This is a genomic window from Streptomyces sp. NPDC046557 (assembly GCF_040645975.1).
Lineage (GTDB): Bacteria > Actinomycetota > Actinomycetes > Streptomycetales > Streptomycetaceae > Streptomyces.
In genome coordinates this window covers 50,513-63,026 of the sequence record NZ_JBEYZH010000024.1, presented here as the reverse complement: position 1 = coordinate 63,026, position 12,514 = coordinate 50,513, and the positions used below count along the sequence as shown (strand labels likewise).

Sequence of the window (12,514 nt, the reverse complement as noted above, 5' to 3'; positions counted from 1 at the left end):
TGATGGAGGCAACCGAAGTCGGTAGTAACCGGCCGATGGAGTGGGCGTCGTCTGTCGGCGCCACCTCCGGGGTCGACGACTTCCTGAGGGCATCCTTCTCACGCCGCAGCACGCACACCCGCAAAGGTGCACGACCACCAACTGCGGCAGAGCGCGTATGCACTCCACGCTCCGCGCTCAACCCGGCATCGAGACCTCGGCCTGGAGTTCAGCGGGCCGCCGCCGCGGTAATTTCCGCCATCAGCCAGGGCGTGATGAAGCGGACGCCTTCGGGGGTCAGGTGGACTCCGTCGCTGCGCACCTGTACGCCGTTCACCCGGGAGGTGAAGGTCCCGTCGGGGCACAGTCGCCGCCCGAAGTCGAGCAGTCGCACGGTCGCGGGATGCCGGGCGGCGGTCAGGCGCAGCAGCGCGTTCCAGTGGTCGACCCGTTCGGGTCGGTCTTCCGGCCACACGCCTCCGTCCGGACGCTCACCACGACGGTTGTACGGTTCCGTGGCCAAGAGAACCCGTGCCCCGCTGCCGGAGGCGATGGCCACCGCCCGCTCCAGGCGCTCGCTCAGGTAGCGGTCGAAGGCCGGATCACCGAGATGCGTCCACTTCCCCTCGTGTGTCCGGTCCATCGTCTCCCAGCGCCCGGCCAGGATCACCACCACGTCGGGGCGATCACCGCGCACCGCATCCTGAAGGCGGGCGGGCCAGCGGGCGCATTTCCTCGCGACATCGTGCTCCACACCGAAGTATCGGTACGGGCCGTCCACCGCCAGGCCGCATCCCAGCGTGGTGTGATCGTGCACGATCACACCGGGTGTGGGCGGCAGGTATCGCACCAGTGACCACGCGATGGAATCACCTGTCACGACCACGGATATCGGCTGACCGGGGGAGCGGCGGCCCGGCGATATAGGAGGCGTAGGCGTGACTGCGTCGTGACTGCGGCCGGTTTGGTCCGGCGTGCCGGCATCGACAGGAGTCGCCGGCGAGACGCCGGCCACTGGCCCTCCCGAGGGAACGAAAACGACGGGGGCGACAGCGGACACCATCAGCGCCAATGCTCCCGCCAGGACGGGTGCGGGCCGCCGCAGCCACGCAGCCCTTCCCCGCTGAACAGGCCGCTCCAGCAACACGAACGACGCGGCGGCCACCATCACCGTCAGCACACAGCGCAGGGCGAAGAGCGCACTGCCTGCCATCCCGGTCCTCGCCGCGTTCACCCACGCGAACAGTGGCCAATGCCACAGATACACCCCGTAGGAGATCCGGCCCAGAGCCGGAAGGCCGGGAAGGGACAGCAGTCGGGCGGTGACCGATCGAGGTGCGATGACGGCGTGGGCCAGGATGGCGGCCGTCCCCAGAGCCGCTCCGAGAAAGCCGGCCGGGTAGAGCCAGAGGTCTCCGCCCGTGGCCCGCGAACACAAGCATGCGACGGCCGCGGCGCCCACGGCGGCCGACCCGGCCAGCATTCTGCGCGCCCGGACAGCGGCCTGCGGCCACTGCGCTAGGGCCGCGGCGAGGGCACACCCGGCGAGAACCGACATGGCCCGCGTGTCACTGCCGAAGTACGCGCGGGCCGCGCGTTGCAACGACCGCGACAACACCGCACAGGTCACCGCAGACGCCACCAGCCCCGCGACGGCGACCGCGAGAACACGCACCGGTGGACGGCCGTAGCCCGAACCCACCCGCACCACGGCGAGAAGCACCAGCGGCCAGAGCAGATAGAACTGCTCCTCCACACCCAAGGACCACATGTGCTGAAGCAGTGACGGTGCGGCTGTCTGGGTGAAGTAGTCCGTGCCCCGCCAGATCATGCGCCAGTTCGCGCAGTACGCCAACGTCGCCAAAGCGTCGCTGCGCAGCCCCGTCAGGGCTTCCGGCGGTGTCCATATCGGCGCGGCCACCCAGACGACCACCACAAGCAGCACCAGGGCGGGCAGCAACCGCTTGGCCCGGCGCGCCCAGAACGCGCTGAGCCGTACGCGCCCATTGCGGCCCCATTCGGCGAGCAGGAGTGTGGTGATCAGGTATCCGCTGAGCACGAAGAACACGTCGACACCCAGAAAGCCCCCAGGCAGCAGAGGCACACCGCCGTGGTAAGCCAAAACCGCCGCGACGGCGACACCGCGAAGCCCGTCCAGCGCACTGACCCGACCGTGGTGGCCGGTCACCGACGGCGGGCCGTCATCCGCCGGGCTGTCCGCCGATGCGTGTGCCATCTGCTGCCCGCCTTACTGCCGTGCGGTGCGCCTTGAGGGAAATCAGTCGGCCGCTGACCGGCCCGGTTCAGGCCCGGATGAACGGTGATGGGCACCCGACGAGGCGTCCGCTGCTTTCTGAACCCATGGCGCCCACCGTAATGACGGCAAAGGAACGCAGCCTTTCGATCTTCATCTCCGGCCTCTTCCTCCTGCCCGTGACCCCGCCGACGTAGGAGCGCACCGGCGTCCAGCCCGTCCACCTCGGCAGGCGACCCGACGACACTCGAGCAGCCCTTGATCGGCATCCCCCCCGGTCGCCTGCTGAGGGCGACCTCGCGTCTGATCGGCGTCCAGTGCCCGGGGCATCCGGGTGGTCTTCGGCCGGGCCGCGCGCCCTCCCGGTATGGCGGGGTACGGGTCACACCGTGCCCACGAGGAGGTTGTGTGCAGGCAGCGCCGATGTCGGACCGGTTGAGCGGTGGCTTGATGCGCCGCTCCGGTCGCCATGACCACTGAGGTCAGGTCCCCCCGCCTGGTGCGGGTGCTGCCCGAGCTGGCTCGGTTCACCGCGGCGGGCTTGATCGCCTATCTCGTCGAGCTCGGTGTGTTCAACCTGTGTCTGGAGGCGTTGCATCTTCACGTCGCGGCGTCCTCGGTGGCCGGAGCTGTCGCCGGCACGGCCGTGGCATATGTGGGGAACCGGTACTGGACCTACCGAGAGTGCGCAGCGGGCTCCGGCGGCCGGCGTATGGCGCTGTTCTGCGGGGTGAACCTGGTGGGCGCGGGGATCACCACGGGGTGCGTGGTCGTCTCCCACGATGTGTTGGGCATGACCGGTGCTCTGGCGGACAATGCCGCGAAGAACGTGGTGGGCATGGGGCTGGCCATGGCCTTCAGGTTCTGGGCCTACCGGACCTGGGTGTTCTCGGCACCGGCCGGTGAGCCGGCCGAAGCGGCCACGGCGGCGTTTCCTCGTGCCGGCGGCGAGGAGCAGACCGGGCTGGTCGGCGGAACGGGCGCACTAGTCGGCGCGGCCGACGATCTCGCCGGATCCTCGAAGGGTGGTTGGAAGCCGGCCTTCCTTATCGCCGTGCGGCCGTGGCTGGTGGCTCATCTGCTGGTCATGGCGGCGCTCGGGCTCGCTCGGTTGCGGCTGGGACGGCTGCCTGACACCGGTGACGTGCGGCCGTCGGCCGGAACGCTTGTCTGGGATTCGGGCTGGTACCACGCGTTGGCCGAGCGGGGCTATGACTCGCTCGGCGTGGAGAGCGTGCGGTTCTTCCCCTTGCTGCCCCTGTTGACCCGTGCGGGCGCGACAGTCACACATCTTCCGACGGTCGTCGTTCTGGAGGCGGCGTGCTCGATGTCGGCGCTGGTGATGGGAGTGCTGCTCCATGTGTTGGTCCGCCGGGAGGGTGGCAGCGCAGAGGTGGCCCGCCGGGCGGTGTGGCTCTCCCAATTGGCCCCCGGGGCCGCTGTCCTGACCCTGGGATACACGGAGGCGCTGGGCGGCGTACTGGCGATCGCCTTCTTCATGCTGGTGCGCGGCGGTCGCGGATGGTGGGCGGTGCCGGTCGGGCTGCTCAGCGGCTTGACCCGCCCGACCGGTGTGCTCCTGGCCCTGCCGGCGCTGGTCGAGGCGCTGCGGCCGGGAACGCTGACGCCGCGGCTGCGCATCCTGGCGGCGGCCCTGTCACCCGTCGTCGGCACCATGTTCTTCCTCGCCTGGTGCCGGCTTGACGGGCACGGCTGGTCAGCGCCCTACAGCGTCCAGCTGAGGCCCTCGTTGCGCGGCGGTCTGGTCGGCAACCCGCTGGGGGACTATCTGCATCCCACACACGGTGTGCTCACGAGGGCGGCGGCGTTCATGCTCGCTGTTTGCCTCGTGGAGCTGCTTGCGGCGGTGGGGCTGCTGTGGGTGTCCGGTCGGCGTCTGCCCGCCTCCTACACCGCCTGGGCGCTGGCTCTGGTCGTCGCCGCGGCGACCGCCTCCGGCTTCCGTTCGCTGCCCAGATATGTCACGGCGGCGTTCCCCCTGATGGTCGCCGCGGCCTACGTGCTTTCCGGCCGCCGGTACTGGCGCCTGGCCATGGGGTTGTGCGCGGCCGCGTTCACCGTTCTGGCCTACCTCGGGTTCACCGGGCAGGTCACGCCGTGAGGCGGGCGACCTGCAGAGGGGTTAGACAAGCGGTGAACGCACCGTTATCAATCGACAGCGCGCCGTTGTATGCACCGGCTGCTTCTCCTGGGAGGAAACCACATGGACGCGTGCGACACCCGACCGCTCGTGGTGGTCGGCGCGGGCCCGGCGGGTCTGACCGCGGCGCTCCTGGCCGCTCAGGCCGGGCATCAGGTAACGGTCCTCGAGGCCACCGCCGAGGTCGGAGGACTCTCGCGAACCGTCGAGCGTGACGGCTGGCGGTTCGATCTTGGCGGCCACCGCTTCTTCACCAAGGTGCCGCAAGTGCGCCGACTGTGGCGCGAGATCCTCACCGACGAGGACTTCCTACGCAGACCAAGACTCAGCCGGATCCTCTACCACGGCAAACTCTTCGACTATCCGCTGAAGCCGGTCAACGCCCTGCGCGGCCTGGGCATCACCGAGTCGGCGCTCTGCATGGCGTCCTACCTCGCGGCCCGCCTCAGGCCCCCCGCCGACCAAAGCAACTTCGAGGGATGGGTCAGCGCCCGCTTCGGCTCACGGCTCTACCGCATGTTCTTCAAAACCTATACGGAAAAGGTGTGGGGCGTCCCGGCCACCTCCATTCAGGCGGACTGGGCCGCACAGCGCATCAAGAACCTGTCACTGGCCGGAGCGGTGGCCCAAGCCCTGCGGCCCGGCAGCAGCGGCACGAAGATCACCACTCTGATCGACGAGTTCGACTACCCGAGGCTGGGCCCCGGCATGATGTGGGACCGCGCCCGTGAGCTGGCCGAGAGCGCCGGTGCCAAGGTGATCCTCGACGCTCCAGTGGTACGCGTGGAGCACGACGGCGGGCGGGTGGTCGCACTCGGCGTACAGCGCCCGGAGGGGCTCACCCGGATCCCCTGCCACCGGTTGATCTCCTCCATGCCGCTGCCCGAACTGATTACGGCGATGGACCCGCCGGTCCCGCCCGCGGTCGCCCGCGCCGCCGAGGAACTGCGCCACCGGGACTTCCTGACGGTCGCCCTGGTGGTACCGCTGGAAGCAGGGTTCCCGGACAACTGGATCTACGTTCACACCCCCGGCGTGCGGGTGGGGCGCGTCCAGAACTTCGGCTCGTGGTCGCCCGACCTCGTCAAGGACGGCTCGACCTGCCTGGGCATGGAGTATTTCGTCAACGAGGGCGACGACTTGTGGTCGCTGCCCGACGAGGAGCTGGTGGCGCTCGCGCGCCGCGAGATCACCGAGGTCGGATTGGTGCCGCCCGGCGCCGTGAGGGCCGGGTACGTGGTCCGGGTGCCGAAGGCCTATCCCGTCTACGACGCCGGCTACCTCGACCGCGTCAACGTCCTGCGGGGATGGCTCGCCGAACACGCCACCAACGTCCAAGCCGTCGGCCGCAACGGGATGCACAAGTACAACAACCAGGACCACTCCATGCTCACCGCCATGCTCGCCGTGGAGAACCTCGCCGGTGCCGCGCACGACCTGTGGGCCGTGAACGTGGAAGCCGACTACCACGAGCACGTCACCGGACCCGACAGCGGGGGAGGAGGCGGACGCCAGGCACCGGTGCTTCCGGCCGAGCCACGCCCACCGATGGCCGACGAGTCGGCCTGAGCGTCATGAGCCGCTTCTCGGCCGCCGAGGCCACCAGCCGTGCGGCCGAACCGGCAGGCCGGCCCCGTGCCAGGCCCCCTCTGCGATCGGCGGCTGCCACAGTCGCCCTCGCCGCCGCGGTGTCGGCGGGAGTAGCGCTGCGTTTCATCGCCTCTTCCCCGCTCTGGCTGGACGAGGCACAGAGCGTCGCGATCGCCGGCCTTCCGCTGCACCGCTTGCCGCAAAGCCTGAAGGTCGACGGGTCACCGCCGCTCTACTACGCCTGCCTGCACCTGTGGATGACTGCCTTCGGCACCGGCACGGTCGCCGTCCGTAGTCTCTCCGGCGTCATCAGCGTGCTGTCACTCCCGCTGTTCTGGCTCTGGGGCACCGTACTCGGCCGGACCACCCGGATCGGCGCGTACGCACTGGCCATCGCGTCAGTCAACCCCTGGCTGATCCGCTATGCCACCGAGACACGGATGTACTCCCTCGTGGTGCTGCTGGTCCTGCTGTTCGGCATCACCTTGCACCGGATGCGCGAGCGGCCGACCCTCGGCCGAGGCGCCCCGGTCGCGCTCACGGGTGGCCTGCTCCTGCTCACGCACTACTGGGCGATCTTCCTCCTGGCGGCGACGGCGGCCTTGCTGACAGCCAACGCCATCGCCCGACCGGCCCGGCGACGCGACCTCCGCTCGGCGCTCGCCGTCATCGCCGCGGCCCTGCCGTTTCTGCCCTGGGCGCCGATCTTCACCTTCCAGGCACGCCACACCGGCACTCCGTGGGCCACCGCGCCCACCCTTCACGCCCTCACCTCACTGGTGGGCACCTGGTCCGCCGGCGGCCGGCCGGTACACGCCCCGCTCTCACTGCTCCTGTGGCCCCTGCTCGGCACGGCACTACTCGTGCGGCTACCGGACGGCAGGCGACCAGCCCTCCCCCTGGCGGCCGTCACCGCGGTAACCCTGGCGATCGCCTTCGCCGCATGCACCTTCACCGACTCAGCCTTCACCGGGCGCTATACGGCAGTGGTCGTACCCGCGGTGCTGAGCATCGCCGCCCTCGCCCTCACCGCCCTGCCACGCCGCTACCTGACACCGGTGCTGGCGACCCTCTGCGCCGCCTGGCTGACCGTCGCGGTCATCCAGGCCGGCATCCCACGCACCCAAGCCCGGCAGATCGCCGACGTCATCAACCACCAGGCCGCGCCCGGCGACACGGTCGTCTACTGCCCCGACCAGCTGAGCCCCTCCACCTCCCGGCTGGTGCGCCGCGATGTCCACGAGATCCCATTCCCCACCGCGGGCGACCCCTCATTCGTCAACTGGATCGACTACGGCCGCCGCAACCACAACGCTTCCCCCAGCGCCTTCGCCACCGCCCTACCCGACCGGCTACCCCCGGCCGCCCATCTCTGGCTGGTCACCACCGACGGCTACCAGACCTACGGCAATAAATGCACCCAACTTGCCCACTCCCTCGCCTCAAGACTGGGCACGCCCCGGACGGTCGTCGAACCCGACCGGCAGACCACCTACGAAAGCGCGACCGTGCTGCGCTTCGACTCACCTGCCGCACATGCCTGAGGCGTAGGGCGTCGAACGGTGCGGCGTACCGTCCCGACCCGGCCGCACCCCGCCGTTTCCCGCCGACCCCCCGGGAACGCTCTGGGCGGAGTCCCCTTGAGCGCTTTCGACCGGGTCCGCGACGCATTCTTTCGCCCCTCTAAGGGCGTCTCGCCGGGTCGCTTGATCCTCGCGACACCGGCAGCAGCCGCCCCTGGCGGCCTGCCTGGCGGGCGTCGCCCTGCGCCGAAACCGCTGAGCCTGTGGGTGACCGCCCCGCGTCTTTTAAGGTGCGCTGCGAACCCGGTTTTAAGGTGCGCTGCGAACCCGGCGGTCGGCGGTCTTCTTGGCCGGCCATAGTTTTGAAGTGCTAAAGGCTCACAAAGCCTGGCCGCCACCGCGGCCACCCGAAGCGCATGCCGCAATCTGCCGCGGGCACGTGCGAGTCGGGCCGGCCCGTAATCGCCTGCTCCATCTACCGGTGCCTTCGGCAAGGGGAACGGCCCGGCCGGCGGTGGCCCGCCCGGTTCGCTTACGGCGTGCTGGTGAAGGCCCGGCGGTAGGAGCGGGGTGGGACTCCCCGGCGCCGTACGAACTGTTCGCGCAGCACGGCCGCGCTCGCATAGCCGACCCGGTGGGCGATCTCCTCGATGGGGAGGTCCGTGGTTTCCAGGAGTTCCTCGGCTCTGCTCAGCCGCAGGCTCCGCAGCCAGGCGTGCGGGGTGGTGCCGGTTGCGGCGGTGAAGCGGCGGGCGAAGGAGCGTTTGCTCATCAGGGCGCGGTGGGCCAGCTCGGTGACGGGCAGCGGCTCGTGGAGGTGCTCGCGGGCCCAGCCGAGGACCTCGGCGAGCCGCTCGTCCTGGCCGTCTTCGGGGACGGGCGCGGCCAGGTACTGGGCCTGTCCCCCGTCGCGGTGGGAGGGCAACACCATGTCCCGGGCGACGGTGTTGGCCAGCGCGGCACCGTACTCCCGCCTCAGCAGGTGGAGGCACAGGTCGAAGCCCGCAGCAGCCCCCGCGCCCGTGACGATGCTCCCCTCGTCGATGTAGAGCGCGTTGGGTTCCACGGTGACCTCCGGATGGCGGCCGGCGAGCAGTTCGGCGAACCGCCAGTGCGTGGTCGCCCGCCGGCCGTCGAGCAGTCCGGCGGCGGCGAGCGTGAACGTGCCCACGCAGTGGGCCGCGATCACGGAACCGCGCCTATGCGCGGCCCTCAGCGCGTTGAGTACGGCAGGGAAGGGCGGTGTGCGGAATCCGGCCCCGGGCAGGGCGATGAGCAGATCGGCGCCGGCGAGCCGATCCGGTCCGTGCGCGATGGACAGCGGTACGCCACAGTCCGTGGGCACCGGTCCGGGCCGGTCGGCGCACAGGGCGAAGTCGAAACCGGGCAGCGCCGCTCCGTGGGGACCGAACACCTCGGTGACGATGCCGACGGCGAGCATGCCGACGCCGGGAGGGACGTACGCGGCGACGGTCTTGAAAGGCGGCATTGACACAGCGTGGCACACGGTTGGCGCAAATCCTGCGATGAGGGGCATCATTGCCACTCGTGGATCGTGGTCGCACTCGGAAGGATTGAGGCCATGACAGACGCACCGCTCGGCCGCAGCGCCGCCTTCAAGGTCCTGACCACCGGCTACGTGGGTTCCACCGGCCCCGGGGTCGCCGCCACGGTCTCCTACATCTACGACGCGGGACGGCATGTGATCTTCGACCCGGGTATGGTGGCGAGCCGCGACCACATCCTCGCCCCGCTCGCGGAGCTGGGGCTGGGCCCCGACGACATCACCGATGTGGTGCTCAGCCACCACCACCCGGACAACACCATGAACGTGGGCCTCTTCGGTCGTGCCCGGGTGCACGACCACAAGGTGGAGTACCAGGGCGACAGTTGGACGAACCGGGACGCAGAGGGCTACGAACTCACCCCGTCGCTGCGGCTGATCCGCACGCCGGGCCACAGCCTCGAGGACATCACGCTGCTGGCGGGCACGGACTCCGGCGTGGTGGCCTTCGCCGGCGACCTGTGGTGGCACGCCAACGGTCCGGCGGACGACCCCGTAGCCCCGGACCGCGAGGTACTGCGCGCTTCCCGGCTGCGGGTGCTGGCGGTGGCGGACCTGATCGTGCCCGGCCACGGCGGCCCGTTCGAGGCCGACGACACCACTCCGCGCTGACCGTTCCGTCCCTCGGGGGTCGTCGTCGAAGGCGAGCAAGTGATGAGAGACCTTGTTCGGCGTCAACCGCCTCGAGAACTGACGCGGCCCGGGTGAAGTCGACTGGGGGAGCCCCGTCCTGGCCATCCCCGGCACCGGCGACCCCGGCCACCTTGCCCAGAATGTGGCCGCCGGCTTGCTCCCCGGGTAACTCAGCGCTCACTGCCGCACGGAGTGGGCTCCGACACCGTCAGCCCCCCTATCAGGCCCGTTGGATGCCGAGGTTGGTCAGGCGTTGGCGTTGTTCGGGGGTGAGGCCTTCGCGGGGGGTGCGGGTGTGGACAGCCACACCCCGAGCCGTACCGGGGTCCCGTCCGGCAGCTCCTCGGCGTGGGCGTGGGGGACGACGACACGTCCTTGAGCAGTGGGTTCCGGGTGGCGGAGAAGCGATACGGACTCCCACACTCGATACCGCGAGCGCAACTCCCGGATCCGCCTATGCACGCAACTGTCCAGCCCCCTCCGGTGCAGCCCCTGTGCTGGTGACTGCCACTGGTGAGTGACTGGTGACTGCCGTCGGTGAGTTTTTCGGTGAGTACCCGAAGCCGGCCGGTGCCGCGCACTGTGCAGGGCGGTGTGCGCCGTCGCTCACCCGGTCCTGGCCTGGGGGAGGGAGGAGCTGGACCAGGCCGACCCAGTTCTCCTCGTCCACCTTGGTGTGGACGGCGCGGACCATCCAGCGGCCAGCGGGCAACGGGACCGATGCCTGGGCGGGCATCCCGCCGCCGGGATACTCGATGCCCAGCTCGGAACCCGCTACGGCAGAGTCCATGAGCACGGCCGGACCGTCCGACACCCAGGTGCCGCACTCCTCCCACACCGTGGCCGGGTCTACGAGGACAGCATCTGCCGCGGCTCTCAGTCCGGCCTCGGAACTGGCGGCAAGCCATCGCAGGAACGCGCGTCGCTCGGACAGATAGCAGCTGGTGGCCGGCTCATCCGCTAGCACCAGTGCCTGCGCACCGTTCTCGCCAACGGTGATCACACCGGCCGGATCGTCCACCGCACAGGCCCGGTCGTAGTCGTCTGGAGCGGTGGCGTCTCCCGCCATAACCCCGCTCTCCGTGCACCCGCGCCATGCAGCCAGGGCGGAGACGGGGACGACGATCAAAGGGCCGCCCATCGAATGCACCCGGACAGGCGAGGGGAGGGACGCATCGGCGGCGGTGGGTGAAGAGGCGCTCATGCAGTCAGTGTGCCCTCGCCCACTGACAACGCCCACGGCGCTCATTGGCGCTTTAGCACAGAGAACTGCTCAGCGCCGGCGGCAATCAGCAGTTACGGGACAGTCTTTTGACCATATGATCCCGCTTACCTGCAACCAGATTCGGCGGCTGTTCGTCGCTCTCGTGGTGCAGCCAGTCCGAGACGGCCCCCGTCGGCTCGGCTGGTCCGACTGGAAACTCGGTCATTCGGTCGTCTGCTGAAGCGAAACTGCTGACGTGTGTGGTGAGTTGTCGCACGCGCCGATGGCATGGCCTGAGCATCACACACGGCTACTTTGCGGGTCGTGTCCGAGAAAGACGAGATGGAGTCCGGGGCCGTCCTGGCGGTGTCCCCCCGCGCTGCCGTGACGGCTCTCGTGCGTCCGGACTCACGCGGTGGCGCCGGCCTTTGGTTCGTTGTCGTGCGCCGACGAGACCACGGAAATGTGGAGAGCGGGATCAGTGAGAGTATTGCGAGGGTGACGGCAAGAACCAGTGACATCGAAGAGGCAGCCGGTGTGCTGCGCGCCGGAGGCCTGGTGGCCTTCCCGACCGAAACCGTATACGGCCTGGGCGCCAACGCCGAGGATCCCGCCGCGGTCGCGCGTATCTTCCAGGTCAAGGGGCGCCCGCCCTCGCACCCGCTGATCGTCCACATCGGTGGTGCGGTGCAGCTGGGCGACTGGGTTGAGGACGTGCCCGCGACCGCGCGCCTGCTGGCCGAACGCTTTTGGCCGGGGCCGCTGACGCTGGTCCTGCGGCGCGGTCGCCGGGTGCCCCTGGAGGCGACGGGTGGCCTGGAGACGGTGGCCGTGCGCGTGCCCGACCACCCCGTCGCACTCGCGCTGCTTTCGGCCTTCGGCGGCGGTGTGACGGCCCCGTCCGCCAACCGCTTCGGCTCGGTCAGCCCCACCACGGCGGACCACGTCCGTGCGGAGCTTGGTGATGCCGTCGACTTCGTACTGGACGGCGGGCCCTGCGAGGTCGGCGTCGAATCGACCATCGTCGACGTCACGGGCGATGCCCCGAGCGTCCTTCGGCCCGGCGGGGTGACGCGCGAGGACCTCGAAGCGGCGCTGGGGCATCCGCTTGCGATCCCTACGGCGGGCCGGGTCCGGGTTCCGGGCCAGCATCCGTCCCACTACGCGCCGCGGGCTCGGGTCGTCCTCGTCGAGCCCGAGAAGGTCGTCGCCGAAGCGGAACTCGCTCAGGAGCTGGGGCACCGGGTCGGCGTCTTCCTCCCTCCCTCCTTCGCCGACGCTCCGGTGAAGGCGCACGCCGCGGTGACGGTCCCCGGGTCGATGGCCGCCTACGCACGCGGGCTGTACGGGTTCCTGCGCGAGCTCGACCAGCAAGGGTGCGACCTCATCGTCGCGTCCTTGCCGGTGGAGGAGGGGCTGGGACTCGCGATCGCCAACCGGCTCCGCCGCGCCGCCGGACCCCGGCCCTGCGCCCCCGGCAACGCCCCTCGACAGTGATCACGATTCCCCACCCGTGGCACCCCTCGCAGTCCGCGGCATGGGCCAGGTCGGCGCGAGGTACGGGATAGGCAGCATGACCGGCTCCGTGGTGGGCCATGACGCGGCT

Annotated in this window: 8 protein-coding genes; 5 read left to right on the top strand and 3 right to left on the bottom strand. The window is 70.1% G+C overall.

The features are described from left to right. Positions 1-208 precede the first annotated feature (208 nt). The gene (locus ABZ934_RS28100) at positions 209-2,215 is read right to left on the bottom strand and encodes an acyltransferase family protein (RefSeq protein WP_361318421.1); all 2,007 of its coding nucleotides are present in this window, start codon (positions 2,213-2,215) and stop codon (positions 209-211) included. A 523-nt stretch (positions 2,216-2,738) separates the two neighbouring features. On the opposite strand from ABZ934_RS28100, the gene ABZ934_RS28095 reads away from it, so the two are divergent. The 3 genes from ABZ934_RS28095 to ABZ934_RS28085 all read left to right on the top strand — a co-directional run bounded on the left by ABZ934_RS28095 (position 2,739) and on the right by ABZ934_RS28085 (position 7,528). Beyond that, positions 2,739-4,355, top strand: a complete 1,617-nt coding sequence (locus tag ABZ934_RS28095; protein ID WP_361318419.1) for a GtrA family protein — start codon at positions 2,739-2,741, stop codon at positions 4,353-4,355. Positions 4,356-4,457: 102 nt separating this feature from the next. Further along, on the top strand, positions 4,458-5,963 hold the full coding sequence (locus tag ABZ934_RS28090; protein WP_361318417.1) for an NAD(P)/FAD-dependent oxidoreductase: 1,506 nt from the start codon (positions 4,458-4,460) through the stop codon (positions 5,961-5,963). Between the two features lie 5 nt (positions 5,964-5,968). Next, a complete protein-coding gene (locus tag ABZ934_RS28085) occupies positions 5,969-7,528 on the top strand; it encodes a glycosyltransferase family 39 protein (protein WP_361318415.1) in 1,560 nt (519 codons plus the stop codon). A gap of 511 nt (positions 7,529-8,039) precedes the next feature. On the opposite strand, the gene ABZ934_RS28080 is transcribed toward ABZ934_RS28085, so the two are convergent. Further along, positions 8,040-8,996: a helix-turn-helix domain-containing protein gene (locus tag ABZ934_RS28080; protein ID WP_361318413.1), complete on the bottom strand. Its 957-nt coding sequence runs from the start codon at positions 8,994-8,996 to the stop codon at positions 8,040-8,042. 93 nt (positions 8,997-9,089) lie between these two features. On the opposite strand from ABZ934_RS28080, the gene ABZ934_RS28075 reads away from it, so the two are divergent. Continuing rightward, a complete protein-coding gene (locus ABZ934_RS28075) occupies positions 9,090-9,683 on the top strand; it encodes an MBL fold metallo-hydrolase (RefSeq protein ID WP_361318411.1) in 594 nt (197 codons plus the stop codon). Positions 9,684-10,158: 475 nt separating this feature from the next. Here the strand turns inward: ABZ934_RS28075 and ABZ934_RS28070 are convergent, their stop codons facing one another. Then, positions 10,159-10,908, bottom strand: a complete 750-nt coding sequence (locus tag ABZ934_RS28070) for an Imm21 family immunity protein (protein WP_361318409.1) — start codon at positions 10,906-10,908, stop codon at positions 10,159-10,161. A 498-nt stretch (positions 10,909-11,406) separates the two neighbouring features. Between ABZ934_RS28070 and ABZ934_RS28065 the strand changes: the two genes are divergently transcribed. Next, positions 11,407-12,405 carry an L-threonylcarbamoyladenylate synthase gene (locus ABZ934_RS28065; protein WP_361318407.1) on the top strand — a complete coding sequence of 333 codons (999 nt, stop codon included), beginning with the start codon at positions 11,407-11,409 and terminating at the stop codon, positions 12,403-12,405. Positions 12,406-12,514: the final 109 nt, after the last annotated feature.

Excerpts from the sequence above, each read along its gene's own strand:
- ABZ934_RS28100 (WP_361318421.1), bottom strand. The coding sequence starts at position 2,215 with ATGGCACACGCATCGGCGGACAGCCCGGCGGATGACGGCCCGCCGTCG.
- ABZ934_RS28080 (WP_361318413.1), bottom strand. The coding sequence starts at position 8,996 with ATGCCGCCTTTCAAGACCGTCGCCGCGTACGTCCCTCCCGGCGTCGGC.
- ABZ934_RS28070 (WP_361318409.1), bottom strand. The coding sequence starts at position 10,908 with ATGAGCGCCTCTTCACCCACCGCCGCCGATGCGTCCCTCCCCTCGCCT.
- ABZ934_RS28085 (WP_361318415.1), top strand. The coding sequence starts at position 5,969 with ATGAGCCGCTTCTCGGCCGCCGAGGCCACCAGCCGTGCGGCCGAACCG.
- ABZ934_RS28090 (WP_361318417.1), top strand. The coding sequence starts at position 4,458 with ATGGACGCGTGCGACACCCGACCGCTCGTGGTGGTCGGCGCGGGCCCG.
- ABZ934_RS28075 (WP_361318411.1), top strand. The coding sequence starts at position 9,090 with ATGACAGACGCACCGCTCGGCCGCAGCGCCGCCTTCAAGGTCCTGACC.